Source organism: Streptomyces griseocarneus (genome assembly GCF_014655595.1).
Lineage (GTDB): Bacteria > Actinomycetota > Actinomycetes > Streptomycetales > Streptomycetaceae > Streptomyces > Streptomyces griseocarneus.
In genome coordinates, this window is sequence record NZ_BNBL01000013.1 from 60881 (window position 1) to 86266 (window position 25386).

Genomic DNA, 25386 nt, shown 5'->3' on the forward strand with positions numbered 1-25386 from the left:
AGTCCACCCGTACCCTGCATGAAAGTATGCAGGGTACGGGAGGCCGGCCGCCGCTCACAGGGGCGGCAGCAACTTCTTCTGCGGCTTGCCCATCGCGTTGCGCGGCAGCGCGTCCATGAAGCGGATGCGGCGCGGTCGTTTGTGCACGGAGAGGTGCCCCGCCACGAAGTCGATCAGCGCCCGCTCGCTCACCCCGTCGGCCACCACGTACGCGACGATCTCCTGCCCCAGGTCCTCGTCGGGCACCCCGACGACCGCCGCCTCGCTGACCGCCGGGTGGTCCAGCAGGGCGTTCTCGACCTCGCCCGCGCCGACGCGGTAGCCGCCGGACTTGATCAGGTCGGTGGAGGCGCGCCCCACGATGCGGTGGGAGCCGTCCTCGTCGACGGCGGCGATGTCGCCCGTGCGGAAGAAGCCGTCGGCCGTGTACGACGCCGCCGTCGCCTCCGGCCGGCCGAGGTAGCCGGAGAACAGCGTCGGCCCGGACACCTCCAGCTCCCCGATGCCGCCCTCCTCGCCCGTGGTCACCACCCGGGTCCGTACGCCCCGCAGCGGCACCCCGACCGAGCCCTGGCGGCGCTCTCCGTCCGCCCGCGTCGAGATGGTGATCAGGGTCTCGGTCATGCCGTAGCGCTCGACGGGCCGCTGCCCGGTGAGCGCCTCGAGGTCCCGGAAGACCGGCGCGGGCAGCGCGGCGCTGCCCGACACCAGCAGCCGGGCGCCGGCGAGCGCCCGCGCGGCGTCGTGGTCCCGCACGACGCGTGACCACACCGTCGGCACGCCGAAGTACAGGCTGCCGCCCGCCGCCGCGTACGCCCCGGGGGTCGGGCGGCCGGTGTGCACCAGCCGGCAGCCGGTGCGCAGCGCGCCCAGCACGCCGAGCACGAGGCCGTGGACGTGGAAGAGCGGCAGCCCGTGCACGAGGGTGTCCTCGGCCGTCCACTGCCACGCCTCGGCGAGCCCGTCCAGGCCCGCCGCGACGGCGCCGCGCGGGATGAGCGCGCCCTTGGGCGCCCCGGTCGTGCCGGAGGTGTAGAGCACGAAGGCGGTCGCCTCCGGGTCCGCTTCCGTCCCCGACCACGAGCCCCGCTCGCTCACGTCCACCGGCACGTCCTCCCCGAGCACCAGCTCGGCGCCGGAGTCGCGCAGGATGTGGTCGCGCTCGGCGGGCCCCGCGTCCGGCGGCAGGGGCACCACGGGCACCCCGGCGAGCAGGCCGCCGACGACGGCGGCGACCGTCTCGGGCGTCGCCTCGGCGCGCACGGCGACCGACGCGGCCCCGGCGATCCGCGAGGCCACCGCGCCCGCCGCGCCCAGGAGTTCCTCCCGGGACAGGGACCGGCCGGCGACGGTCAGGGCGTCCGCCCGGTCGCCGGCGTCCGGCGCGAGGAGGGACGTCAGGAGGGGCGGTGGCGCCGCGTCCGCGCCCTTCGCCCTCGTCTGCTGCCCGGCGCCCTCGGGTGCGTCGCTCACGGTCTGCTCCTTCCCCGGGGGCTCCCCCGCGCTGCGGGGGGCACCCCCTCCGCGGATACGGGTGCTGGCCCCAGCGACCCGGGGCCCGAGGCGACCGTACCGTCGTAGGCATGATGGCCCGCGACACCGATCTGAAGAAGGACCTCGACGCGACCCTGCAGACCCGCAAGGAGCTGGGGCCGGAGTACGAACAGGAGCTGCTCGACTCGTTCCTGGAGCGGGTCGAGGAGCGTATCGAGCAGAAGCTGGACGCGACCGCCGAGAAGCAGGTGCGGCGGCACCTGGCGGAGCGGCGGATGGCCGCCGCCCGGGGCCGTCCGGCCGACGGCCTGGGCACCGGCACCTTCGGCGAACGCTTCGGCTTCGCGGCGGTCTCGCTGGTGCTGGCCGTGCCGCTGTCGGCGATCGGCGCCGTCAACGCCGGGCTGCCGGGCCTGCTGGTGAGCTGGGCGGGCATCGTGGGCGTCAACGTCGCCCAGGCGGCGGGTGGCCTGCCCTGGACGCGCCGCGCCCGCGAGGACCGGCCCGACGACTGGAGCTGACGCGGCGCCGGTGAGCGCCGCGCCGGAGCCGATTGACGCGGGGCCGCCGCACCCCGGCCGGAGCCGGGGTCGGGACGGCGGCGGTCCCACGTAGGACACGGGCCGTGCCCCACCGTGGGAAGGGCCTGACGTCGCGTCCGACGGCCGGGTTCGGGAGCCGCTCCGAAGGCCCCGCCGTCGCAATCGGGATGCCGGTCCGGGCGGGGGTACCGCCCTCGCCGGCACCCCTCACTGTGCCGGACCCGTGTTAAGCCCACGCTGCGCGCGCGTGACGCACGCGTACCTTTTGCGGGCCGTCAGGCGACGCGCGTACGGGTCGTCAGACCACGTGCGGCGCGGACTGCTTCGTAACGGACTACTGAGTCACGGACCTACTTCGTCGCGCCGTTGTGTCCCTGTCCCTCGGCCAGGAAGGCCAGCAGGTCCTGACGGCTCACCACGCCGGTCGGCTTGCCCTCGACCAGCACGATGGCCGCGTCCGCCTCGCCCAGAACGGCCATCAGGTCCGCGACCGGCTCGCCGGAGCCGACCTGCGGCAGCGGCGGGCACATGTGCTTCTCCAGCGGGTCGGAGAGGGAGGCGCGCTGGGTGAAGAGCGCGTCCAGCAGCTCGCGCTCCACTACCGAGCCGATGACCTCGGCGGCCATCACGTCGGGGTGCCCCGCGCCCGGCTTGACGATGGGCATCTGGGAGACGCCGTACTCGCGCAGCACCTCGATGGCCTCGCCGACGGTCTCCTCCGGGTGCATGTGCACCAGGGAGGGCATGCCGCCGTCCTTGCGGCGCAGCACGTCGCCCACGCGGGCGGCGTCGCCGGCCTCCTCCAGGAAGCCGTAGTCCGCCATCCACTCGTCGTTGAAGATCTTGCTGAGGTAGCCGCGGCCGCTGTCGGGCAGCAGGACGACGACCACGTCCTCCGGGCCGAGGTCCTTCGCCGCGCGCAGCGCGCTGACGACCGCCATGCCGCAGGAGCCGCCGACCAGCAGGCCCTCCTCCTTGGCGAGGCGGCGGGTCATCTGGAAGGCGTCCTTGTCCGAGACGGCGATGATCTCGTCGGTCACCGTGCCGTCGTAGGCGGACGGCCAGAAGTCCTCACCGACGCCCTCGATCAGGTACGGACGGCCCGAACCGCCGCTGTAGACCGAGCCCTCCGGGTCGGAGCCGATGACCTTGACCCGGCCGTCGCTGACTTCCTTCAGGTAGCGGCCGGTGCCGCTGATGGTGCCGCCGGTGCCCACGCCCGCCACGAAGTGCGTGATCTTCCCCTCCGTCTGCTCCCACAGCTCGGGGCCGGTGGAGTAGTAGTGCGAGAGGGGGTTGTTGGGGTTGCTGTACTGGTCGGGCTTCCAGGCGTTGGGGGTCTCACGGACGAGCCGGTCGGAGACGTTGTAGTAGGAGTCCGGGTGCTCCGGGTCGACGGCGGTGGGGCAGACGACGACCTCTGCACCGTACGCGCGAAGCACGTTGATCTTGTCCTGCGAGACCTTGTCCGGGCAGACGAAGATGCACTTGTAGCCCTTCTGCTGGGCCACGATCGCCAGGCCCACGCCCGTGTTGCCGGACGTCGGCTCCACGATCGTGCCGCCGGGCTTGAGCTCCCCCGACTTCTCCGCCGCCTCGATCATGCGGACGGCGATGCGGTCCTTCACGGAACCGCCGGGGTTGAAGTACTCGACCTTGGCCAGGACGGTGGCCTGGATGCCCTCGGTCACATGGTTGAGCTTCACCAGCGGGGTGTTGCCAACGAGCTCAATCATCGAATCGTGATACTGCACGGTGATCTCCGCGGTCGGGGGCACTAGCGGTCGTCGCGTGCCCATACCGCCAGCCTATTGCGCGTCCGACTGCACCAGTGGCGGTTGCACGCGGCCGCTCACGGGGCAACCTGCTGGTAACGCGCTCCGGCAAAGGGCCCGCGCGGTTCGTGAAGCTTTTATGAAGCGTTTGTAAATCGGCTTGTGAACGGGTTTCGTGGCGCGAAGGAGGCCGGCCGATGTCCATGCAGAGGGCGAGGGTCGCGCGGCGGATCGCGGCGGCTGCGGCGTACGGAGGCGGCGGGGCGGGGCTGCTGGGCGGCGCCGCGCTCGGCGTCCTGCTCACCGAGGTGGCCCTGGCCCGGCGCGTGGTCGGCGGCCACAACGACACCCCGCCGCACGCGGACGGCCGCTACGGCTCCGCGTTCGTCCACCGCCTGGGGCGCGAGCCCCTGCTGCTGGGCGTCCTGGGCGACTCCACGGCCGCCGGCCAGGGCGTGCACCGCCCCCGGCAGACGCCCGGCGCCCTGCTGGCCTCCGGCCTGGCGGCGGTGGCCGAGCGACCGGTGGAGCTGCGCACCGTGGCGCTGTCCGGCGCGCAGTCCTACGACCTCGAGCGCCAGGTCACCCAGATCCTCTCCCTCCCCGACCGCATCCCCGACGTCTGCGTGATCATGATCGGCGCCAACGACGTCACCCACCGGGTGCCCTACGCCCGTTCCGTGCGGCTGCTGTCGGAGGCGGTGCGCCGACTGCGCGACGCGGGCTGCGAGGTCGTGGTGGGCACCTGCCCCGACCTGGGCACCATCGAGCCCGTCTACCAGCCGCTGCGCTGGCTGGCCCGGCGGCTGAGCCGCCAGCTGGCGGCGGCACAGACGATAGGGGTGCTGGAGGCGGGCGGGCGCACGGTCTCGCTGGGCGACCTGCTGGGCCCGGAGTTCGCGGCGAACCCGCGCGAGCTGTTCGGCCCGGACAACTACCACCCCTCCGCCGAGGGCTACGCCACGGCCGCCATGGCCGTGCTGCCCACGCTCTGCGCGGCGCTGGCCCTGTGGCCCGAGGACGAGCGGCCGGACGCCGCCCGCCGCGAGGGCATCCTGCCGGTGGCCACGGCGGCGGCCCAGGCCGCCGCGGAGGGCGGCACGGAGGTCACGGCGACGGCCCGCGGCCGCTGGGCGCTGCTCAAGCACCGCAAGCGGCGCCGGCTGCCCGCCCACACCGAGGCGGCCGAGCACCACCCCGCCCGGCCGGCCCCCGGGCGTACGCTGTGAGGACGGCGAGTGAGCAAGCGCTTAGAAAAGAGGCCCGCATCACAGCCCCGAGATCGTGACCAAGAGGCTACGGGCGGGTAACTTCCGGGAAGTCGTCCCTCGTCACCTTGGAGCCGTGTGATGCCCGAAGCCGTGATCGTCTCAACCGCCCGCTCCCCCATCGGCCGCGCCTTCAAGGGCTCGCTGAAGGACATGCGGCCCGACGACCTCACCGCCGCGATCATCCAGGCGGCGCTCGACAAGGTGCCCGGCCTCGACCCGCGCGAGATCGACGACCTGATGCTCGGCTGCGGCCTGCCCGGCGGCGAGCAGGGCCACAACCTCGGCCGGATCGTGGCCGTGCAGATGGGCATGGACCACCTGCCCGCCACCACGATCACCCGCTACTGCGCCTCCTCCCTGCAGACCTCGCGGATGGCGCTGCACGCCATCAAGGCGGGCGAGGGCGACGTCTTCATCTCGGCGGGCGTCGAGACGGTCTCCCGCTCCGTCAACGGCTCCTCCGACGGCATGCCCGGCACCCACAACCCCCTCTTCGCCGACGCCGAGGCCCGCACGGCCGCCCGCGCCGAGCAGGGCGGCGAGGGCTGGCAGGACCCGCGCGAGGCGGGCCTGGTCCCCGACGCGTACATCGCGATGGGCCAGACCGCCGAGAACCTCGCCCGCCTCAAGGGCGTCACCCGCGAGGAGATGGACGAGTTCGGCGTCCGCTCGCAGAACCTCGCCGAGCAGGCGATCGCCAAGGGCTTCTGGCAGCGCGAGATCACCCCGGTGACGCTCCCCGACGGCACGGTCGTCTCCCAGGACGACGGCCCCCGCGCGGGCGTCACCCTGGAGGGCGTGCAGGGCCTCAAGCCCGCGTTCCGCCCCGACGGCCTGGTCACCGCGGCCAACTGCTGCCCGCTGAACGACGGCGCCGCCGCCCTGGTGATCATGTCCGACACCAAGGCCCGCGAGCTGGGCCTGACCCCGCTCGCCCGCATCGTCTCCACCGGCGTCTCGGCACTGTCGCCCGAGATCATGGGTTACGGCCCGGTGGAGGCCAGCAAGCAGGCCCTGCGACGGGCCGGCCTGGGCATCGGCGACATCGACCTGGTCGAGATCAACGAGGCGTTCGCCGCGCAGGTCATCCCCTCCTACCGCGACCTGGGCATCGACATCGACCGGCTCAACGTCAACGGCGGCGCCATCGCGGTCGGCCACCCCTTCGGCATGACGGGCGCCCGCATCACCACCACGCTGATCAACTCCCTCCAGTTCCACGACAAGCAGTTCGGCCTGGAGACGATGTGCGTGGGCGGCGGCCAGGGCATGGCGATGGTGATCGAGCGCCTGAGCTGAGGCCCGGCGCCTGGGCTGCCCCGCGGGCAACTGCCAGCAGCACCAGGCACGCACCTTGCCAAAACGTGACCGAATCTCCCTCAGGATGTGACGAACATCCCGGGGGAGATTCGTTTCCGCAGGTCAGAGTGGTTGAAGGAACAACGTCCGGGACCGAAGTCCCGTCCGGTTCATGACGTTTCGCTCTGCAGGGCTCCCAGGACGTGCGCGAAGCTGAGGTAGGAATTCGGGGGATCCATAGCAACCGGGAGTTAGCCAGTGAGCGCCATGTCTCTTGCCCTGCTGCTGGCCGCTGCCGCCGCCACGGCCGCGGGTGTCGCGGCCCTGCTCGGCACGCGCGGCCTGCGCCGCCAGCTCACCGAGCTGCGCGCCGACCTGGCGGCCGCGACGGCGGAGCGCGAGACGCGCGCCGCGGCGGTGCCCCACGCGCGCAGCGCACCGGTCGCCGAGCTCTCCGAGATACGGGCCGCGGTGGCCGACGCCCTCGCCGAGGAGCGCGAGCGGGAGCTGGCCGAGGCCCGCGCGTTCTGGGCGGCACAGGAGGCGCGCGACCTGACCAACGCGGCCGACACCCCGTCCCTCCTGGGCGGGCTGCAGGGGCTGGGCGACGAGCCGCTCCTGGAGAGCCCGTACGGCGGCTTCTACCTCCCCCGCCAGGCCGACCTGGCCGACGAGGCCGAGGCCGCGGACTCCCCCGAGCTGGCCGCCGCGCGCCGCCGGCACCCCTCGCACCCGGACTTCTCCCCGGTGGCCGCGGCCGCGACCGACCACGAGCGCACGGTCGAGCTCCTCGACGAGCTGGCGGATGCGGAGATCCCGCTGGCGGACGTCCGCCCCGGCCCGCTGGGCACGCTCGACGTCTACGTCTTCGCGGACGGCACGACGGTCTGCATGACCCCCGGCCACCGCGAGACCGCCGAGCGCCTGGCCGAGGCCCTGCGCGCGGGCGACGCCCCGGTGCTGCTGGGCGGCTCGGGCGTCTCCGGCGCGTACGCCCTGACCTTCCGCTGCAGGACGGGCAGCGTCTACGTCCTGGCGGACAGGGTCATCGCGTCGCTGTAGGACGACGCCGCGCCCGGAACCGGGCGCGAGGGGCCCGGGCGGGACACCCCGCCCACACCCCGCCTACAGCCCGCACCGCCGCTCCGCGGCCCGCACGAGCGACACGGCCTCCGTCACACCCTCGCCGACGCCGCCGGAGGCGATGAGCGCTTCGGCCAAATCGTGACCGGCCACCGCCACTTGGTCGGCCACCGCGAACATCCCGGCGTCCGGCATCTCCCTCAGTTCGGCGGCCCCCGGCTCCTCGATCCGCTGGGTCCACGCGGCCAACTCTCGGGCCAGGGCCAGCGCTTCCGCCGCCGCCCCACGGCTGAGTCGGGACTGGGGAAGGGTCCGCAGCCGGTCGGCGAAGCTGTCCACGGCGGCCAGGAGAGGCGTCACATCATCCACGCCACGAGCCTATGCGCCGCCCACCGACTGTTGCCAACGCTTGAACACTCGGGCACGGTGACATGAAGGACCATCATTCCACGCGTCCGGAGGCGCCGATGTCCCACGTCTTCTCCGACGAGACCCACCGGAACCTGCTCTCCCGAATCCCCCACTGCACCGGCCGCGAAGTAGCCGACTGGCTGCGCACGGTCGAAGAAGGACCCTCTCTCTTCCGCTTCGAGGAGAAGGTCAGCTGGCTGCGCGGAGAGCACAATCTCGCTTACGGCCACGCAAAGGCGATCGTCCACGAGTACGACCTGCGACGGGCCGCGCGGAAGCTCCGGTAGCGGACGCGCCGCAAACGGACGGGGCCCGGGACGACAAAGTCGTCCCGGGCCCCGCCACCGGTCTCGATCACCGGTCACGCATTTATGCGTCCGCGCGCTAGTCGTTATTCAGGATCGCGATGATCCGGAGGATCTCGGTGTAGATCCAGACCAGCGTCATCGTCAGACCGAAGGCCGCCAGCCACGACTCCTCGCGCGGAGCGCCGTACTGCACGCCGTCCTCGACCTGCTTGAAGTCCAGCGCCAGGAACGCGGCACCGATCACGACGCCGATGACGCCGAAGACGATGCCGAGGCCGCCGGTGCGCAGGCCGAGCCCGTCACCGCCGCCGATGACGGCGACCAGGACGTTGACCAGCGAGAGCAGCACGAAGCCGATGGCGGCGCCGATCACGAACCGCATGAAGCGGGCGTTGACCCGGATGATCCGGGTCCGGTAGGCGATGAGCACACCGGCGAAGACGGCCATCGTGCCGAGCACGGCCTGCATCGGGGCGCCCTTGGCGACCTCGTTGTAGACCTGGCTGATGACGCCGAGGAACAGGCCCTCGAAGACGGCGTAGGCCAGGATCAGCGGCGGGGAGACCTTGCGCCGGAAGGACTGGACGAAGCCGAGCACCATGGCCACGAGGCCGGCCGCGAAGCCGACGCCCACGGGCAGCCGCAGCGCCCAGGCGGCGCCGGCCGCGAGGACCACGAGGCCCAGGGTGATGGAGGTCCGCGCGACGACGTCGTCGATCGTCATGCGGTCGGCGCGCGCGGGCGCCTGCGGGGGGTAGCCCTGCTGAAGGTCCGGCCCGCCCTGCGCGTACGGATCGGCCGCGTAGGGGTTGGCGGGCTGGGCGTAGGGGTTTCCGGCGTACGGGTTGGTCGCGTACGGGTTGCCCTGGGCCGCGGTCCCGGCCTGCGGGGCCGCGTCGAAGCCCGCGTGACCGCCGCTGAACCCCCGTCGCGAGAAGACCGGGTTCCTGCTCCTCATCTCACTCCTCCATGGCCGCACAGCGCAGCCTTGGGCTCAAGGGTAATAGGTAGGCAAAGGAATGACTCTCCTGCTCCGGGACGATCTTTTCTTCCCGCACCTACGTACCGGACAACGCGAACCGGCGGCGGTCGGTTCCGCGAAGAACGCGGGAAAGCGAGCATTTCCGCATCGGGCCCGCATCGGGCCTGGTCCTGGCGGCACGGAAGGGAACTGAGGCGGTACAGAAGGCTGAGCGGGAAGTGCCCGGAGCCGGACTTGAACCGGCACGGCCCGAAGGGCCAGCGAGGTTTAAGCTCGCCGTGTCTGCATTCCACCATCCGGGCGGGGGCTCTCGGGCAGCACAGGCGGGGAGGTGCGCGAACCTCCACCGCGAGGAGAGCAGGACGAGCCTAGCCGGGCAGCGCCCCCCAATCAGCGGAACGATGACCCGAGGTTGTCTTATTTTAATGGCAACTGAGCCCCCATCAGTGCAGGGATGACGCCTTTGGCACATGCCAGAGGCCCATCTCCCCCGTTCACCACCCCACGCCCCGGGTGAAGCGGAATTGTCGCAATCTCGTCGCTCTCGGTAAGCGCCCGTCTCCTACCCAGGGATGACGGGGCCGCCCTCGCGTACCTCCCGAGACTGCCCCGGGAACCGGAGCTCCGGCTGATCCCTGACGCCTGTCCGCGGCGGACCATGGAGTACGTCCCCCGATACGCCGTCCCGACAGGAGCGCTCCACCGTGACCACCACCCCCTTCGGCGCCCCGACCGCCGTCCGCAGCACCGCGGTCGCAGCCCGCGCCACGGATCTCACCAAGGTCTACGGACAGGGCGAGACCCAGGTGGTCGCGCTGGACGCGGTCTCCGTGGAGTTCCGGCAGGCCGAGTTCACCGCGATCATGGGCCCCTCCGGCTCCGGCAAGTCGACCCTCATGCACTGCATGGCCGGCCTGGACTCCGTCTCCGGCGGCTCCGCCCGCATCGGCGACACCGAGCTGACCAGCCTCAACGACAAGAAGCTCACCCGGCTGCGCCGCGACAAGATCGGCTTCATCTTCCAGGCCTTCAACCTGCTCCCCACCCTGAACGCCCTGGAGAACATCACCCTCCCCATGGACATCGCCGGCCGCAAGCCCGACCAGAGGTGGCTCGACATGGTCGTCGACACCGTCGGCCTGTCCGGACGGCTCAAGCACCGCCCCAACCAGCTCTCCGGCGGCCAGCAGCAGCGCGTGGCCGTCGCCCGCGCCCTGGCCGGCCGTCCCGAGATCATGTTCGCCGACGAGCCCACCGGAAACCTCGACTCCCGCTCCGGCGCCGAGGTCCTCGGCTTCCTGCGCAACTCCGTGCGCGAACTCGGCCAGACCGTCGTCATGGTCACCCACGACCCCGTCGCCGCCTCCTACGCCGACCGCGTCGTCTTCCTCGCCGACGGCCGCATCGTCGACGAGATGCGCGACCCCACCGCCGACGCCGTCCTCGACCGCATGAAGCGGTTCGACGCCAAGGGCCGTACGAGCTGATCACCGCCGGACTCGATCTCCAGGACTGACCTCGAAATGTTCCGTACCGCCCTGCGCAACGTGCTCGCGCACAAGGCCCGGCTGCTGATGACGGTGCTCGCCGTGATGCTCGGCGTGGCCTTCGTCTCCGGCACCCTCGTCTTCACCTCGACCATCTCCGACGCGTACCAGAAGAGCTCCGAGAAGGGCTTCACGGGCGTCGACGTCGCCATCGAGCCCCACCGGAAGTCCGGCGACGACGACAACCCCGGCCGGCTCCCCCAGCTCAGCCAGCGCCTGCTGGACCGGGCCGCCAAGGTCCCCGGCGCGGCCGGCGCCACCGGCTCGGTCAACGGCTTCGCCGCCATCGCCGACAAGAAGGGCAAGCTCACCGGCGAGGGCTTCTCCTCCTCCGGCGCCAACTACTACCCCGGCGCCGACGGCAAGGACCCCCGCTACCCGCTCAAGAGCGGCCGCGCCCCCAAGGGCGCGGGCGAGATCGCGCTGGACGCCAGGACCGCCGAGCGCGCCGGCTACAAGGTCGGCGACACCGTCCGGATGTCCGTCGACGGCCCCGTCCTGACGCAGAAGCTCACCGGCGTCTTCACCACCGACGACGGCAACGTCTCCGCCGGCGGCAGCCTCGCCCTGTTCGACACGCCCACCGCGCAGAAGCTCTACGGCAACCCCGGCGAGTTCAGCCGGATCGACGTGAAGGCCGCGGCCGGCACCTCCCAGGCCGCCCTCAAGGCGTCCGTCGAGAAGATCCTGCCCAAGGACGCCGAGGCCACCACGGCCAAGGAGCTCGCGGAAGAGCAGAGCCGGATCATCAGCCAGAGCATGGACGGCATGCGCACCAGCCTGCTGGTCTTCGCGGGCATCGCCCTCTTCGTCGGAATCTTCATCATCGCCAACACCTTCACCATGCTGGTCGCCCAGCGCACCAAGGAGCTGGCGCTGCTGCGCGCGGTCGGCGCGAGCCGCCGCCAGGTCACCCGCTCGGTGCTCATCGAGGCGTTCGTCGTGGGCTCGGTCGCGGGTGTGACCGGTCTGCTCGCGGGCATCGGCATCGGCGCCGGCCTGCGGGCGCTGATCAGCGGCACCGGTGCCACCGTCCCGGACGGCCCGCTGGTGATCGCGCCCTCCACGATCCTGGTGTCGCTCGGCGTCGGCATCGTCGTCACCATGCTCGCCGCGTGGCTGCCCGGCCGCCGCGCCGCGAAGATCCCGCCGGTCGCCGCGATGAACAGCGTGCACGCGGTGGCCACCACCAAGTCCCTGGTGGTCCGCAACTCCATCGGCGGCGTCCTCACCGCGCTGGGTGCCGCGGTCGTCCTGACCGCCGGCAGCTCGACCATGATGGGTCTGGGCGCGGGCCTGGTCCTCATCGGCGTGTTCGTGCTGACCCCACTGCTGTCCCGCCCGGTGATCGCCGCCTCGGCCCCGGTCCTGCGCCTGTTCGGGATGCCCGGCAAGCTGGCCCGGCAGAACGCGGTCCGCAACCCGCGCCGCACCGCCGCCACCGCCTCCGCGCTGATGATCGGCCTCACCCTGATCACCGGCCTGACCGTGATCGCCGGCAGCGTGCAGCAGGCCATCGACAAGATGGCCACCGGCTCCCTGAAGGCCGACTACGTCGTCTCCATGGCGAGCATGACCCCGCTGTCCACCGATGTGGAGAAGAAGCTCTCCGCACACCCCGACGTCACCGCGGCCAGCCCGCTGCGCTCGTCCCCCGCCCGCATCGGCGGCGAACACCAGAGCCTCACGGGCGTCAACGGCAAGACCATCGGCAAGCTGACGAACCTCGAGTTCACGGCGGGCTCGGTCAACGGGCTCTCCGGCGACAAGGTCGTCGTCGACGACGCCACCGCGCGCATCAACCACTGGAAGCTCGGCTCGTCCCTCGACGTCACCTTCGAGGACGGCAAGAAGGGCAAGCTGACGGTCTCCGGCCTCTACAAGGGCAACGACCTGATGCGCGGCGTCTGGATCGACAAGGAGGCCCTGGCCCCGCACCAGAGCCAGGTCGACGACCGCCAGGTGATGGTCAAGACCAAGGGCGGCACCAGCGAGGCCACCGAGGCCTCGCTGCGCAAGGCCCTCGGCGACAACCCCGCCATCCAGATCCAGACCAAGCAGGACATCTCCGACGGCATATCCAAGGCCATCGGCCTGCTGCTGAACATGCTCTACGGTCTGCTGGCCATGGCCGTGGTCGTCGCCGTCCTCGGCGTCGTCAACACCCTGGCGATGTCGGTCTTCGAGCGCCAGCAGGAGATCGGCATGCTGCGCGCCATCGGCCTGGACCGCAAGGGCATCAAGCGGATGGTGCGTCTGGAGTCGCTGGTCATCTCGCTCTTCGGCGGTGTGCTGGGCGTCGGCCTGGGCGTGTTCTTCGGCTGGGCCGCCGGTGACCTGATCAGCAAGGGCATCAGCACCTACGAGCTGGTCCTGCCCTGGGGCCGGATGGGCCTGTTCCTGCTGCTGTCCGCCCTGGTGGGCGTGCTGGCCGCGCTGTGGCCCGCCCGCCGGGCGGCCAAGCTGAACATGCTCTCGGCCATCAAGGCCGAGTAGCCCGCCGAACAGCCCGCGGCCGCAAGGCGGAAGGGGCCCGGTCCGTACGGACCGGGCCCCTTCGGCGTGCGTACGGGCCGTGCGCCCCGGGCGCGTCACCCCCGCCAGTCGCGGGTGCGCAGCGAGAGCCCCGGATCGCCGGACTCCGGCGTGCGCACCGCCAGCACCTGGTTCACGCCGATGCGGTTGCGCTCGAAGGACAGGGCCGAGGCGGCCATGTACAGCCGCCAGACGCGGGCCCGGCCCGGGGAGGTGAGCCGTACGGCCTCGTCCCAGTGGGCCTCGAGGTTGGCCACCCACTGCCGCAGCGTCAGGGCGTAGTGCTCGCGCAGGGCCTCCACGTCCCGGACCTCGAACCCGGCCTCCTCCAGCTGGGCGACGGTCCGCCCGACGGGGGCGAGCTCGCCGTCGGGGAAGACGTAGCGGTCGATGAACTCGTCGACCCGGTACTCCTCCTCGTCCCGCAGGGGGCGGCGGGCGATCTGGTGGTTCAGCAGCCTGCCGCCGGGCCGGAGCAGGCCGTAGAGGTCGGCGGCGTACTCGGCGTAGCGGGCGGAGCCGACGTGCTCGGCCATGCCGATGGAGGAGATGGCGTCGAAGGGCCCGTCGGCGACCTGGCGGTAGTCCTGGACGCGGATCTCGATACGGTCCGTCAGGCCGGCCTCGGCGACGCGCTTGCGGGCGTAGGCGGCCTGTTCCTGGGAGAGGGTGATGCCGACGGCGCTCACCCCGTACTCGCGGGCGGCGTGCAGCACCATCGAGCCCCAGCCGCAGCCGACGTCGAGCATCCGCTGGCCCGGCTTGAGGTCCAGCTTGCGGCAGATGAGGTCGAGCTTGGCGCGCTGGGCGTCCTCGAGGGTGGAGCCGGGACTTTCCCAGTAGGCGCAGGAGTACACCATCGAGGGGCCGAGGACCCGTTCGTAGAAGGCGTTTCCGACGTCGTAGTGGTGGCTGATGGCCTGCTTGTCGCGGCGCAGGGTGTGCAGCGGGCCGCCGGTGCGGCGGGCCTCCTCGGGCGGCGGGGAGGGCGGCACCCAGGGCCCGGCGAGCCCGATCAGCTCGCGGCCCGCCGCGCGCAGCCGCGGGTCGCGCAGGGCGGCCAGGAGGGCGGCGGGGCCCACGGGCCGGGAGGCGTCCTCGCCGCGCTCCCACAGGGATCCGGCGAGCAGGTCGAGGGCTTCGTAGAGGTCCCCCTCGACGTCGAGGTCGCCGGCGACCCAGGCGCGGGCCAGGCCGAGTTCGCCGGGCTTCCACAGCAGGCGGCGCAGGGCGCGGCGGCGCCTGATGATCAGGACGGGGGTGCCGGGCGGTCCCGACTCGCTGCGGTCCCAGGCGCGCAGGCGGACGGGGAGGGGTGCCCCCAGTACCTGCTCGGCGAGTGCGGTGAGCCGCGAGGCGGCCTCGGCCATGTCGCACACCTCCATGATGAAGTGTCAGGAGATAGTTTCATCTGACACCTGAACACCAACAGGCCGTGCTGTAGTCCCTCTGCCGACAGACTAGGTCAACTTCGCGTTCCGGGTATGCCGAAGGGCGCCCACCCCACGGATTTGGTGGACGCCCTTCCGGTCAGTGCCGTGTGCCTCAGGAGGCCTTGGCCTTCTGGCCCTGGTTCGCGTCGGCCTTGGCGGCCGGCTGCGGGGCCGGCTTGGCGGCCTCGTAGAACTCCTCGCGCGGGTTCTCCATGGCGCGCAGGGAGACCACCTCGCGCTTGAGGAACATCGCCAGGGTCCAGTCCGCGAAGATGCGGATCTTACGGTTCCAGGTCGGCATGGCCATGCCGTGGTAGCCACGGTGCATGTACCAGGCCAGCCGGCCCTTGAGCTTGATCTTGGTCTTGCCCATGACGATCATCGCGACGCCCTTGTGGAGGCCGAGGCCCGCCACCGCGCCCTTGTTGGCGTGCGAGTACGTCTTCTGCGGGAAGCCGCGCATGCCGGACAGGACGTTGTCGCCGAGGACCTTGGCCTGGCGCAGCGCGTGCTGGGCGTTCGGCGGGCACCAGGCGTTCTCGTTGCCCGCCTTGCGGCCGACCATGTCCGGGACCTGGGCGTTGTCGCCCGCGGCCCAGATGTAGTCGGTGCCCTGGACCTGGAGGGTCTCGGAGGTGTCGACGTGGCCGCGCGGGCCCAGCGGCAGGCCGAAGCGGGCCAGGGCCGGGTTGGGCTTGACGCCCGCGGTCCACACGATCGTGTTGGAGTCGACCTCGAGGCCGTTCTTCAGCACGACGTGGCCGTCGACGCAGGAGTCCATGGAGGTCGAGAGGTAGATCTCGACGCCGCGGCTCTCCAGGTGCTTCTTGCCGTACTCGCCGAGCTTGGGACCGACCTCGGGGAGGATCTTGTCCGCGGCGTCGACGAGGATGAAGCGCATGTCCTCGCGCTTCACGTTGGGGTAGTACTTGGCGGCGTCGCGCGCCATGTCCTCGACCTCGCCGATCGTCTCCGCGCCCGCGAAGCCGCCGCCGATGAAGACGAAGGTCAGCGCCTTGCGGCGGATCTCCTCGTCCTTCGTCGAGTCGGCCTTGTCGAGCTGCTCGAGAACGTGGTTGCGCAGGCCGATGGACTCCTCGATCCCCTTCATGCCGATGCCGTTCTCGGCGAGGCCGGGGATCGGGAAGGTGCGCGAGACGGCGCCGAGCGCGATGACCAGGTAGTCGAAGGGCAGCTCGTACGCCTCGCCGACGAGCGGCGCGATCGTGGCGACCTTGCGGTCCTGGTCGATCGTGGTGACACGGCCGGTGAGAACCTCCGCCTTGGGCAGGACGCGGCGCAGCGGCACCACGACGTGGCGCGGCGAGATGCTGCCGGCGGCTGCTTCAGGGAGGAAGGGCTGGTACGTCATGTACGAGCGCGGGTCGACGACCGTGACGGTCGCCTCGCCGTAGCGCATCTTCTTCAAGATGCGACGTGCCGCGTACAGGCCGACGTACCCACCGCCTACTACGAGGATCCGTGGACGCTCCGTGGTGCTCATGATTCGAGTATCCAGCACTCCCCGTTGGGGTGCTCGTGAGCCCCTTCACAAGAGCCCGAGGGGGGTCTGCTACACTCCGCCGCCCCCGTGACCGACGCCATAGCCCCGCGGGGGAACCAGGCCGCCCCGCCGGGCGTTGATCACCCCTGCTGAACTGGCCTTGCGGCCCGAAGGTGGACTGGACCACTGCGTCCGGGGCTTCCGCATAAGCGTTTCTTTAAGACGGCGGAAACCGCACGCTTTCCGGCCGCCGGGGCCGCCCGACCCCCGGAAGGGGGCCAGAAGGCCTCCTTCCGGGGTCCTAGGACCGCTATTTCATGTGAAGGATTTCACGAACATTCTTCGGCGGACGCCCTCAGGCGATGCTCCAGCCGATCCCATCCAGGATGTCGTGCTCGCTGACCACGACCTCCCGGGCCCCGCAGCGCTCCATCACGCACTGCAGGACGAGCGCTCCGGCAGCGATGACGTCGACCCGGCCGGGGTGCATCACGGAGATCGCCGCGCGCTCCTCGTGGGTGGACCGCAGCAGCATCCCGGTGATCTCGCGGACCCGCTCGAGGGAGATGCGGCAGTGGTGGATGGCCTCGGAGTCGTACGCGTCCAGGCCCAGCGCGATCGCCGCGACCGTGGTGACCGAGCCGGCCAGGCCGACCAGGGTGCGGGCCTCGGTGAGCGGGACGCTCTCCCCGGCCAGGTCCAGCGCGGCCTCGACGTCGGCGCGTATGGCGGCGATCTGCCCGGCCGTCGGCGGGTCGGTCACCTCGCCGTCCACGACGAGGTGACGTTCCGTCATCCGTACGCAGCCCACGTCGACGCTGCGCGCGGCCCGCACGCGGTCGTCGCCGACCACGAACTCCGTCGAGCCGCCGCCGATGTCCACCACCAGGTACGGCTTCGCCAGGTCGTCCCGGCCGGTGAGCTCCTTGGTGGCGCCGGTGAAGGAGAACTCCGCCTCCTGGTCACCGCTGATCACCTCGGGCTCCACGCCCAGGATGTCCACGACGCCGCGCACGAACTCCTCGCGGTTGGAGACGTCCCGGGACGCCGACGTCGCGACGAACCGCACCCGCTCGGCGTTGTGCGCCCGGATGACCTCGGCGTACTCCCGGCACGCGGCGAACGTCCGCTCGAGCGCCTCCGGCGCGAAGCGGCCCGTCCGGTCGACCCCCTGGCCGAGCCGCACGATCGTCATCCGCCGGTCGAGCTCCTTGAGTTCACCGGTTGCCGGGTCGGCGTCGGCGATGAGCAGCCGGATCGAGTTCGTGCCGCAGTCGACGGCGGCGACGCGCGTCATGCGCACCCCTCGCCCGAGTCGCCGCAGGGGCTCACGCACGGGCCCTTGGCCCACCACTCCGGCAGCAGCGCCAGCGCCTCGTCACCGAAGGGGTTCACGCCGGGGCCGGCCACCAGCGAGTGTCCGACCAGCACGTGCAGGCACTTGACCCGGTCCGGCATGCCGCCGGCGCTCGGGAAGCCCTCCAGCACCTCGATCGCGTCGCGGCGCGCGAGGTAGTCCTCGTGCGCGGCCCGGTAGGCGGCGGCCAGCTCCGGGTCGGTCGCCAGCCGGTCCTGCATCTCCTTCATCAGGCCCGAGCCCTCGAGCGTGCCGATCGCGGACGCGGCGCGCGGGCAGGTCAGGTAGTACGTCGTCGGGAACGGCGTGCCGTCCGGCAGCCGCGGGGCCGTCTCGACCACGTCCGGCTGACCGCACGGGCAGCGGTGCGCGATGGCGCGCAGGCCGCGCGGCGGCCGCCCCAGCTGCTCCTTGAACGCGGCGATGTCCGCGTCGGTCGGCTCGGTGGGCTCGGTCTTCGGAGGAGGGGTGTCCATGTGCTCGCTCGTGCTCGTTGATGCTCGGTCTGATTCGGATGCGGTGCGCGGGGGAACGGACGCCGGGGGCGGTCAGCGCTGCCCGTCGGAGGCGTCGACGTCGTCCCAGAGGTTGCTGTACCACGGGCGGTCGGCCGCGCCCCGGTCCCTGGGCGGCTTGGTGGGTCCGCCGCCGCCCACCACGCTGTAGCCGGTCTCCCCCGGGCGGAGGTAGTGCAGGTGCTCGCGCGCCTGCTGCTCCACGTACGCGGGGTCCTCCAGCCGGGCCTTCTCGTCGCGCAGCAGCTTCACCTGCTCGCGGGCGTGCTCGGTCTGGCGCCGCTGGTCGGCGATGTCCGAGCGCTGGGTGACCCACTGGCGCATCGGGTAGGCGAGGGCGACGACGATGGAGCAGACGACGAGCGCGAGCAGCGCGGCGCGTCCCGTGAGCCGGCTGCGCCGCTGCGGCCGCGCCCGGTAGACGCGCGCGGCGGCGGGCCCCTGCACGAGCTTCGTGCCGAGCGCCTTGAGCCTGGTCGCGGTGGAGAACCGGTCCGCGCCCACGTCGCCTCCCCAGTGAGTCCTCGGAGTCCTCTACGAACGTACGTCCCCGGACACGGTACGGGACCGCGGCCGGGGACGTACGGAGACTGGCGAGAGCTCAGCCCTTAAGGCTCAGCCCTTTCGAGGCTGCCTCGGGGCTCAGCCCTTGAAGCGCGGGAACGCCGAGCGGCCGGCGTACACCGCGGCGTCGTCGAGGATCTCCTCGATGCGCAGCAGCTGGTTGTACTTGGCGACGCGCTCGGAGCGGGCCGGGGCACCGGTCTTGATCTGGCCGCAGTTGGTGGCGACGGCCAGGTCGGCGATGGTGACGTCCTCGGTCTCGCCGGAGCGGTGCGACATCATGCACTTGAAGCCGTTGCGCTGGGCCAGCTCGACGGCGTCGAGGGTCTCGGTCAGCGAACCGATCTGGTTGACCTTGACCAGCAGGGCGTTGGCGGCGCCCTCCTCGATGCCGCGGCCGAGGCGCTCGGGGTTGGTGACGAACAGGTCGTCACCGACGATCTGCACCTTGTCGCCGAGACGCTCGGTGAGGGTCTTCCAGCCGTCCCAGTCGTCCTCGAACAGCGGGTCCTCGATGGAGACCAGCGGGTACGCGGCGACGAGCTCCGCGTAGTAGTCCGTCATCTCGGCGGCCGAGCGGGCCTTGCCCTCGAACTCGTACGAGCCGTCCTTGAAGAACTCGGACGCGGCGACGTCGAGCGCGAGCGCGACGTCCTGGCCGGGGGTGTAGCCGGCCTCCTTGATGGCCTCGAGGATGAGGTCGAGGGCCTCGCGGTTGGAGCCCAGGTTCGGGGCGAAGCCGCCCTCGTCGCCGAGGCCGGTGGACAGGCCCTTGCGCTTCAGGACGGCCTTGAGGGTGTGGTAGACCTCGGTGCCCCAGCGCAGCGCCTCGGAGAAGGACTCCGCGCCGATCGGGGCGATCATGAACTCCTGGATGTCCACGTTGGAGTCGGCGTGCGACCCACCGTTGAGGATGTTCATCATCGGAACGGGCAGCAGGTGCGCGTTCGGGCCGCCGAGGTAGCGGAAGAGGGGCAGGTCGGACGCCTCGGAGGCGGCGTGCGCGACGGCGAGGGAGACGCCGAGGATGGCGTTGGCGCCGAGCGAGGCCTTGTTGTCGGTGGCGTCCAGGTCGAACATGGCCTGGTCGATCAGGCGCTGCTCGGTGGCGTCGTAGCCGACGAGCTCCGGGCCGATCTGCTCGATGACGGCGAGGACGGCCTTCTCGACACCCTTGCCGAGGTAGCGGTTCTGGTCGCCGTCACGGAGCTCGATGGCCTCGAAGGCGCCGGTGGAGGCGCCGGACGGCACGGCGGCACGGCCCGTGGAGCCGTCGTCGAGGCCGACCTCGACCTCGACCGTGGGGTTGCCTCGCGAGTCGAGGATCTCGCGAGCTACGACGACGTCGATGGACGGCACGAGGGTCTCCTTCGTGTGTGCTGGAGTTCTGCAGCACGAGCCTAACGGGCGCCGGAGGCTGCGCCCGCCCTTGGATCGACCAGCGGACCGAAAATTGGCACAAACGCCGAGATCACCGGATGAAACGCCCGGTGTGTTCGCTCAACGGGGACGGCGTACGCGGGCCCTGGGCGCGGAAACGGCGGAGCCCCGCTCCGATGCGGCTCGGGGGGAAGGCGCATCGGAGCGGGGCGGTCCGTCGGATGAGCGGGACGCTCGTCCTCGCGGCCGGACGGGTCCGGCCGTGATCAGCTGAGGTGCAGCATCTGGCCCGGGTAGATCACGTCGGCGTCGTCGATGATCTTCTTGTTGAGGTCGTAGAGCTTCGCCCAGCCGCCCTTGACCTTCTTGGCCGTGGCGATCGTGGACAGGGTGTCGCCCTGCTTGACCTCGTACTCGCCGTCACCCTTCTTGAAGGTGGGGGTCTTGGCGTGCTTGCCCGGGGTCTGCTTCTGCGCGGGCGTCTCGGTGCCCGAACCCGGCTTGGCGTGCTTGCCCGAGGGGCGCTCGCCGCGGTCGGCGTGGGTCTTGGTGGAGGTGTCGCGGTCGCCGGTGGACTTCGACGGCTTGGACGGCTTGGGCTTCGAGGAGCCGCCGGAGACGTCGACGTCGGGCTTGGGGCCGCCGCGGCTCAGACCGCCGCCGCAGTTGGGCCAGGCACCCGGGCCCTGCTGGGCGAGGAGGCGCTCGGCGACCATGATCTGCTGCGCCTTGGTGGCCTGGTGCGGGTACGCGGCGTACTTGCCGCCACCCGCGGCGTCCCACGAGTCCTTCGAGAACTGCAGGCCGCCGAAGTAGCCGTTGCCGTTGTTGATGGACCAGTTGCCGCTGGCCTCGCACTGGGCGACCCTGTCCCAGTCCTGGACGGAGGCGGCGTTGGCGGAGGTCGCGACCATCAGAGGGGCGGCGACAGCCGCGCCGGTGACACCGGCGAGCGTGACGATGCGGACGGCCTTGGAGGGACGACGGTGCTTGCCCTTGGACATAAGTCGGTTTCCTCACCGACGCCTACGAGGTGAGCTGTCGGGTTCGGGCTAGTGAGTTCGCCCGGCCCGGTCCGCTCGCGCGCACCGGGCTTCACCCCAAGCCGTTCCGTTCCTCCGGCCGTTGGCCGTGGGACCGTTCCGGCGCCCTACCTGGTTCCCCCGCTCCTGCCTACGGCGCTTGCGCGACGACTCCCCCGACCGCCGGCAGGATTCGGCGTGGCGGTCGAGGTGCTCGCGGTGGCGAGCGGAGACGACGTTAAACACAGGCGGCCGACAGGTTCAAACCCCCCTTTTCGGCCACAGTTGCCGGTTGTGACCTACCGAGAACGATCATTCCCGCAGGTGGGAGTGGGTTCATGAGCCACGGACGGGCGCATTCCGGGCATCGGACGACGAGACCCATGTCTCACTTTCGACTGGAACGGACATTCGGCCCGAACCGGCCCGCTACTTACGGATGTCGAGGCGCTGACCGGGCTGAATGAGGTCCGGATCGGATCCGACCGCTTTTTGGTTCTTCTGATAGATCGTCTGCCATCCGCCGTCGACGGAGTGCTCCGAGGCGATGGCTGACAGGTTGTCACCCGGACGCACGGTGTAGTCGGACGGGCCCGCGGGGTCCGTCCGCTCCCCGCCGCGCGAGGGGCGCTGGGCCTCGTCGCCGGAACGCGACGGCTCGGCCCGGTGCTTGCCGGTGCCCGTCCCGGTGTCCCCGTCCGTGCCGGCGCCGGGAGTGGCGCTGTCGGACGGCGAGCCGGGCGTCTGCGAGCCGGAGGGCGCCGGGGAGGTGCCGGGCGTCTGTGACGGGGTGCTCGAAGGAGTGCCGGACGGCGTGCCCGACGGCGTGCCGGAGGGCGTGCCCGAGGGCTCCGTGGACGGGTCCTTGCGGTGCTTGCCGCCCTCGCCGGTGCCGGGCGTCTGCGACGAGCCGGTCGTCGGCTCGGCGGTGCCGGACGGCTTGTCGGAGGGCTTGTCGGAGGGCTTGCCGGACGGCTCGTCGGACCCGTGCGCGGGCGTGGAGGGCGTCGGGCGCTCCTTCGCGGACCCCCGCGTCGGCTCCGGCGCGGGAGCCGCCCGGCCGGTGTCGTCGCTGCCGGGGTTCACCTCGGGCGCCGGGGCGTCCTTCTGCAGGCCGGAGCTCACGGCGCAGCTGGGCCACGCGTCGGGGCCCTTGGCCTGGAGGACGCGCTCGGCCACGGCTATCTGCTGCGAGCGGCTGGCGAGGTCGGGGCGCGGCGCGTAGGTGGTGCCGCCGTTCTGCTCCCACACCTCCTGGGTGAGCTGGAGCCCACCGGAGTAGCCGTTGCCGGTGTTGGCGCTCCAGGTTCCGCCGCTCTCGCACTGGGCGACCTTGTCCCAGGTGTCGGCGTCGGCAGCGGAGGCGCCGGAGGCGGCCAGCAGCGGCATGGCGATGCTCGCTCCCGTCACCCCCGCCGCGACCACGATGGCGGGTACCTGGCGGGGGCGGCGATGTCTACCGGACCCTGAGCGCATGTGCTGGCCTCTCGTGTGGCGGCTGATGTGGTCGTCGAACATAGCGACGGCTCCCGGGAGTCACAAGCCGGTGTAGCGGAGGTCACGCCGAGGTCACACGGTTTGATACCGCGTCACGGGGTAGGAGCTCTGGTTAATCACTTCCGGTTCCCTCGGGGGTGAACTCCACGGGCAAAGTGCGCAATCCGCGCATGATCAGGCCTCCGCGCCACCGCAGGTCGTCCGGCTCGGCGCCCAGGCGCAGGTCGGGCAGGCGGCGCAGCAGGGTCGCCAGCGCCGTCTGCCCCTCCAGGCGGGCGAGCGGGGCGCCGAGGCAGTAGTGGATGCCGTGCCCGTAGCCCAGGTGCTGGTTGTCGCGCCGGGAGAGGTCGAGGGTGTCGGGATCGGCGAACCGCTCGGGGTCGCGGTCGGCGGCGGCGAGCACGACGAGCACGGGGTCGCCCTCGGCGATGCGCTGCCCGCCGATGGTCAGGTCCCGGGTGGCGAACCGCCAGGTGGCGAGCTCCACCGGGCCGTCGTAGCGCAGGAGTTCCTCGACGCCCGTGGCGAGCAGGCTCTCGTCGCCGGCGGCGAGCGCGCGCTGGAGGCGCTCGCGCTGCGCGGGGTTGCGCAGCAGGGCGTAGACCCCGTTGCCGATCAGGTTCACGGTGGTCTCGAACCCGGCGAAGAGGAGGATGAAGGCCATGGCCGCGGCCTCGTCCTCGGTGAGGTGCTCGCCGTGGTCGCTCGCCCTGATCAGTCCAGAAATAAGGTCTTCTCCGAGATCCTCCCGCTTCCGGTGGATCAGTTCCGTGAGATATCCCCGCATCTTCTTCACCGAACGGGCCACTCCGCCGCGCGGCCCGCCGCCGTGGCGGATCATCATGCCCGCCCAGTCCCGGAAGTCGTCCTGGTCCTCGCGCGGGACGCCCAGCATGTCGCAGATGGCGTAGATGGGGAGGGGAAAGGCGAACTCGTGGATGAGGTCCGCCTCCCCCTTCCCGGCGAATCCGTCGATCAGCTGATCCGTCAGCTCCTGCACCCGGGGCGTGAACTCCGCGACCCGGCGCGGGGTGAACGCCTTCGAGACCAGCCGGCGCAGCCGGGTGTGGTCCGGCGGGTCGATGTTGAGCAGGTGCGTCATCAGATTGGCGCTGCGCTCGCCGGGGATGCCGACCTTGCCCTTGCCGTGGGCGCCCTCGGAGTGGTGCACGGGGTTCTTCGACAGCCGCTGGTCGGCGAGCGCCTGCCGGGCGTCGGCGTACCGCGTCACCAGCCAGGCCTCCACACCGCTGGGCAGCGCGGTGCGGTGGACGGGGGCGTGCTCGCGCAGCCAGGCGTACGCGGGGTACGGATCGGCGGCGAATTCCCAGGTGAACAGGGGCGGGGCAGGGGGCGTACGGTTCTCGTGCACGCCCCGACGCTACCTAGGTGTGGCTGCTGCCGCCGCTGCCGAAGGAGCCGCTGCTGCCGGGGCTCCACTTCTTGCGCTCCTCGGTCGGCTCCTCGGGGTGGCTGCCGGGGTTGTGGATCTCGTGCGGCAGCACGCGCTCCCCGTCGGCCTCCGTCTGCAGGCGGTCCGACTCCCGGTGCTCGGTGACGTAGTCGATCTTGCCGTTGTCGTCGGCGTGCCCCGGGCCGTGGTCGGGCGAGGTGGGACCGGTGTCGTGTTCCTCCCGCGTCTGCCAGGCCCCCTGGCGGCGCTGCGGCTGGCTCGGCGGCGGGGGCTCCCGGTCGCGCCACCGCTGCCCGTAGACGAAGGCCGCGAGCAGCAGGCCGACGACGAACAGCCCCACGATGAACGGGGCGATGCCGCCGACCCAGTGGGGCAGGGCGAGGTCCGTGTGCTCAGTGCGCATGGGATGCGGGTACCCGCACGCGCCCCCGTCAAGACCGCCACTGGGCCGAACGGGTGTCCGTCACTCGCTCGCGCGGGCCGCCGCCTCCGCCTCGAGGATCGCGTCGCGGTACGTACGGGCCGCGGCCCGCAGGGCCGTCTCCGGGTCCGTGCCGGCCGCCTCGGCCCGCGCGGCCAGGGCCAGGAGCTCGTAGCCGACCCCCTCGCCGGCCGGGAGGGCCACCGGCAGGCCCCCGCTGCGCACGCGGGAGGCGAGCTTGGCGGCGAGGGCCAGGGCGGGCTGGCCCAGCGGCACGCCCTCGGTGACGGACTCGCGGCCCTTCTCCGCCGCCTTGGTCCGCATCCAGTGCGCCTTGACGTCCTCGGGCGTCTCGGCGCTCTCGTCGCCGAAGACGTGCGGGTGGCGGTGGACGAGCTTGTCGACGATGCCGCCCGCGACGTCGTCTACCGAGAACGGCTCGTCCGGGTCGTCCTGGGCGATCCGGGCGTGGAAGACGACCTGGAGCAGCACGTCGCCCAGTTCCTCGCGCAGCGCCTCGCGGTCGCCGGTCTCGATGGCCTCCAGGAGCTCGTACATCTCCTCCAGGCCGTACTTCGCCAGGTCCTCGTGGGTGCGCACGCCGGTCCACGGGCAGGCCAGCCGGATCCGGTCCATGACCTGGACCAGGTCCAGGAGCCGGGCGCCGGGCAGGTCGTAGGAGCCGGGCAGCAGCTCCAGCGCCGGCATCGACTCCCGGCCGGAGCCGGCCAGCCGGGCCAGGCCGTCGGTCAGCGCCGACTCGCCCTCGGCGGAGGTGAGCACCACGGCCGTGCGCCGGCCGTCCGCGCAGTAGTCGACGAGCTCGCGCGCGGTGGGGGCCGCGTGCTCGGCGACCACGCCGGCCTCCCGCAGGTACGGCAGCTGCGGGTGGCCGGCGTCGGCGCACAGGACCCGGTCGGCCTCGCGCAGCGTCCGCCAGGCGGGCCACGACAGCATTCCGGGGGCGACCCGGTGGCTGGTGGTGAGCAGGACGATGCGGCCGCGGGAGTCGTTCAGGTCGTTCACACGGCC

At 71.9% G+C, this 25386-nt stretch carries 22 protein-coding genes, 1 tRNA gene and 1 riboswitch; of the genes, 7 read left to right on the forward strand and 16 right to left on the reverse strand.

Going from position 1 to position 25386, the window contains the following annotated elements:
* Positions 1–54: 54 nt before the first annotated feature.
* Positions 55–1401, reverse strand: coding sequence for an acyl-CoA synthetase (locus IE295_RS27555; RefSeq protein WP_190066568.1), 1347 nt, complete (start codon positions 1399–1401; stop codon positions 55–57).
* A gap of 182 nt (positions 1402–1583) precedes the next feature.
* Between IE295_RS27555 and IE295_RS27560 the strand changes: the two genes are divergently transcribed.
* Positions 1584–2015 carry a hypothetical protein gene (locus IE295_RS27560; protein WP_190066475.1) on the forward strand — a complete coding sequence of 144 codons (432 nt, stop codon included), beginning with the start codon at positions 1584–1586 and terminating at the stop codon, positions 2013–2015.
* Between the two features lie 371 nt (positions 2016–2386).
* On the opposite strand, the gene IE295_RS27565 is transcribed toward IE295_RS27560, so the two are convergent.
* Positions 2387–3790 carry a cystathionine beta-synthase gene (locus IE295_RS27565; RefSeq protein ID WP_190066476.1) on the reverse strand — a complete coding sequence of 468 codons (1404 nt, stop codon included), beginning with the start codon at positions 3788–3790 and terminating at the stop codon, positions 2387–2389.
* A 218-nt stretch (positions 3791–4008) separates the two neighbouring features.
* Here IE295_RS27565 and IE295_RS27570 point away from each other — a divergent pair, with 218 nt between their 5' ends.
* The 3 genes from IE295_RS27570 (at position 4009) to IE295_RS27580 (ending at position 7443) form a co-directional block, all read left to right on the forward strand.
* The gene (locus IE295_RS27570) at positions 4009–5040 is read left to right on the forward strand and encodes an SGNH/GDSL hydrolase family protein (protein ID WP_190066477.1); all 1032 of its coding nucleotides are present in this window, start codon (positions 4009–4011) and stop codon (positions 5038–5040) included.
* A gap of 120 nt (positions 5041–5160) precedes the next feature.
* Positions 5161–6381: an acetyl-CoA C-acetyltransferase gene (locus tag IE295_RS27575; RefSeq protein ID WP_190066478.1), complete on the forward strand. Its 1221-nt coding sequence runs from the start codon at positions 5161–5163 to the stop codon at positions 6379–6381.
* A gap of 258 nt (positions 6382–6639) precedes the next feature.
* Positions 6640–7443 (forward strand): hypothetical protein, encoded by an 804-nt coding sequence (locus tag IE295_RS27580; protein WP_190066479.1) that lies wholly within the window; start codon positions 6640–6642, stop codon positions 7441–7443.
* A 63-nt stretch (positions 7444–7506) separates the two neighbouring features.
* On the opposite strand, the gene IE295_RS27585 is transcribed toward IE295_RS27580, so the two are convergent.
* Positions 7507–7833, reverse strand: a complete 327-nt coding sequence (locus IE295_RS27585; protein WP_190066480.1) for a hypothetical protein — start codon at positions 7831–7833, stop codon at positions 7507–7509.
* Positions 7834–7931: 98 nt separating this feature from the next.
* Between IE295_RS27585 and IE295_RS27590 the strand changes: the two genes are divergently transcribed.
* Complete coding sequence (locus tag IE295_RS27590) at positions 7932–8162, forward strand: DUF4287 domain-containing protein (RefSeq protein ID WP_071965358.1); 231 nt, start codon at positions 7932–7934, stop codon at positions 8160–8162.
* Between the two features lie 97 nt (positions 8163–8259).
* On the opposite strand, the gene IE295_RS27595 is transcribed toward IE295_RS27590, so the two are convergent.
* Together IE295_RS27595 and IE295_RS27600 are read right to left on the reverse strand one after the other, a co-directional pair.
* Complete coding sequence (locus tag IE295_RS27595; RefSeq protein ID WP_190066481.1) at positions 8260–9141, reverse strand: Bax inhibitor-1/YccA family protein; 882 nt, start codon at positions 9139–9141, stop codon at positions 8260–8262.
* Between the two features lie 243 nt (positions 9142–9384).
* Positions 9385–9467: transfer RNA gene (locus tag IE295_RS27600), tRNA-Leu, on the reverse strand.
* A gap of 402 nt (positions 9468–9869) precedes the next feature.
* On the opposite strand from IE295_RS27600, the gene IE295_RS27605 reads away from it, so the two are divergent.
* Positions 9870–10652 carry an ABC transporter ATP-binding protein gene (locus IE295_RS27605; RefSeq protein ID WP_190066482.1) on the forward strand — a complete coding sequence of 261 codons (783 nt, stop codon included), beginning with the start codon at positions 9870–9872 and terminating at the stop codon, positions 10650–10652.
* Positions 10653–10688: 36 nt separating this feature from the next.
* Positions 10689–13208, forward strand: a complete 2520-nt coding sequence (locus IE295_RS27610) for an ABC transporter permease (RefSeq protein WP_190066483.1) — start codon at positions 10689–10691, stop codon at positions 13206–13208.
* 95 nt (positions 13209–13303) lie between these two features.
* Here IE295_RS27610 and IE295_RS27615 read toward each other — a convergent pair whose 3' ends face one another.
* From IE295_RS27615 to IE295_RS27665, 11 genes are all read right to left on the reverse strand, one after another.
* Positions 13304–14617: an SAM-dependent methyltransferase gene (locus tag IE295_RS27615; protein WP_190066484.1), complete on the reverse strand. Its 1314-nt coding sequence runs from the start codon at positions 14615–14617 to the stop codon at positions 13304–13306.
* A gap of 175 nt (positions 14618–14792) precedes the next feature.
* Positions 14793–16184 carry an NAD(P)/FAD-dependent oxidoreductase gene (locus IE295_RS27620; RefSeq protein ID WP_190066485.1) on the reverse strand — a complete coding sequence of 464 codons (1392 nt, stop codon included), beginning with the start codon at positions 16182–16184 and terminating at the stop codon, positions 14793–14795.
* A 355-nt stretch (positions 16185–16539) separates the two neighbouring features.
* The gene (locus IE295_RS27625; RefSeq protein WP_190066486.1) at positions 16540–17481 is read right to left on the reverse strand and encodes a Ppx/GppA phosphatase family protein; all 942 of its coding nucleotides are present in this window, start codon (positions 17479–17481) and stop codon (positions 16540–16542) included.
* Entirely contained in the window at positions 17478–18017 is a 540-nt protein-coding gene (locus tag IE295_RS27630) for a DUF501 domain-containing protein (RefSeq protein ID WP_190066487.1), read from the reverse strand. The genes IE295_RS27625 and IE295_RS27630 overlap by 4 nt, the downstream gene beginning before the upstream one ends.
* 72 nt (positions 18018–18089) lie before the next feature.
* Positions 18090–18560, reverse strand: coding sequence for an FtsB family cell division protein (locus IE295_RS27635; RefSeq protein WP_190066488.1), 471 nt, complete (start codon positions 18558–18560; stop codon positions 18090–18092).
* Between the two features lie 138 nt (positions 18561–18698).
* Positions 18699–19979 (reverse strand): phosphopyruvate hydratase, encoded by a 1281-nt coding sequence (eno, locus tag IE295_RS27640; RefSeq protein WP_190066489.1) that lies wholly within the window; start codon positions 19977–19979, stop codon positions 18699–18701.
* A 287-nt stretch (positions 19980–20266) separates the two neighbouring features.
* Entirely contained in the window at positions 20267–21004 is a 738-nt protein-coding gene (locus tag IE295_RS27645; protein ID WP_190066490.1) for a LysM peptidoglycan-binding domain-containing protein, read from the reverse strand.
* 4 nt (positions 21005–21008) lie between these two features.
* A riboswitch (cyclic di-AMP (ydaO/yuaA leader) is annotated at positions 21009–21191 on the reverse strand.
* 260 nt (positions 21192–21451) lie between these two features.
* Complete coding sequence (locus IE295_RS27650) at positions 21452–22447, reverse strand: transglycosylase family protein (RefSeq protein ID WP_308437409.1); 996 nt, start codon at positions 22445–22447, stop codon at positions 21452–21454.
* Between the two features lie 184 nt (positions 22448–22631).
* Positions 22632–23891, reverse strand: coding sequence for a cytochrome P450 family protein (locus tag IE295_RS27655; RefSeq protein WP_190066491.1), 1260 nt, complete (start codon positions 23889–23891; stop codon positions 22632–22634).
* Positions 23892–23904: 13 nt separating this feature from the next.
* A complete protein-coding gene (locus IE295_RS27660) occupies positions 23905–24336 on the reverse strand; it encodes a DUF6479 family protein (RefSeq protein ID WP_190066492.1) in 432 nt (143 codons plus the stop codon).
* 60 nt (positions 24337–24396) lie between these two features.
* Complete coding sequence (locus IE295_RS27665) at positions 24397–25380, reverse strand: nucleoside triphosphate pyrophosphohydrolase (RefSeq protein ID WP_224323387.1); 984 nt, start codon at positions 25378–25380, stop codon at positions 24397–24399.
* Positions 25381–25386: the final 6 nt, after the last annotated feature.

Bases quoted from the DNA above. Each gene is read 5' to 3' on its own strand.
- IE295_RS27560 (WP_190066475.1), top strand. From the start codon at position 1,584: ATGATGGCCCGCGACACCGATCTGAAGAAGGACCTCGACGCGACCCTG.
- IE295_RS27570 (WP_190066477.1), top strand. From the start codon at position 4,009: ATGTCCATGCAGAGGGCGAGGGTCGCGCGGCGGATCGCGGCGGCTGCG.
- IE295_RS27660 (WP_190066492.1), bottom strand. From the start codon at position 24,336: ATGCGCACTGAGCACACGGACCTCGCCCTGCCCCACTGGGTCGGCGGC.
- IE295_RS27590 (WP_071965358.1), top strand. From the start codon at position 7,932: ATGTCCCACGTCTTCTCCGACGAGACCCACCGGAACCTGCTCTCCCGA.
- IE295_RS27575 (WP_190066478.1), top strand. From the start codon at position 5,161: ATGCCCGAAGCCGTGATCGTCTCAACCGCCCGCTCCCCCATCGGCCGC.
- IE295_RS27610 (WP_190066483.1), top strand. From the start codon at position 10,689: ATGTTCCGTACCGCCCTGCGCAACGTGCTCGCGCACAAGGCCCGGCTG.
- IE295_RS27625 (WP_190066486.1), bottom strand. From the start codon at position 17,481: ATGACGCGCGTCGCCGCCGTCGACTGCGGCACGAACTCGATCCGGCTG.
- IE295_RS27615 (WP_190066484.1), bottom strand. From the start codon at position 14,617: ATGGCCGAGGCCGCCTCGCGGCTCACCGCACTCGCCGAGCAGGTACTG.
- IE295_RS27620 (WP_190066485.1), bottom strand. From the start codon at position 16,184: ATGAGCACCACGGAGCGTCCACGGATCCTCGTAGTAGGCGGTGGGTAC.
- IE295_RS27630 (WP_190066487.1), bottom strand. From the start codon at position 18,017: ATGGACACCCCTCCTCCGAAGACCGAGCCCACCGAGCCGACCGACGCG.
- IE295_RS27645 (WP_190066490.1), bottom strand. From the start codon at position 21,004: ATGTCCAAGGGCAAGCACCGTCGTCCCTCCAAGGCCGTCCGCATCGTC.
- IE295_RS27595 (WP_190066481.1), bottom strand. From the start codon at position 9,141: ATGAGGAGCAGGAACCCGGTCTTCTCGCGACGGGGGTTCAGCGGCGGT.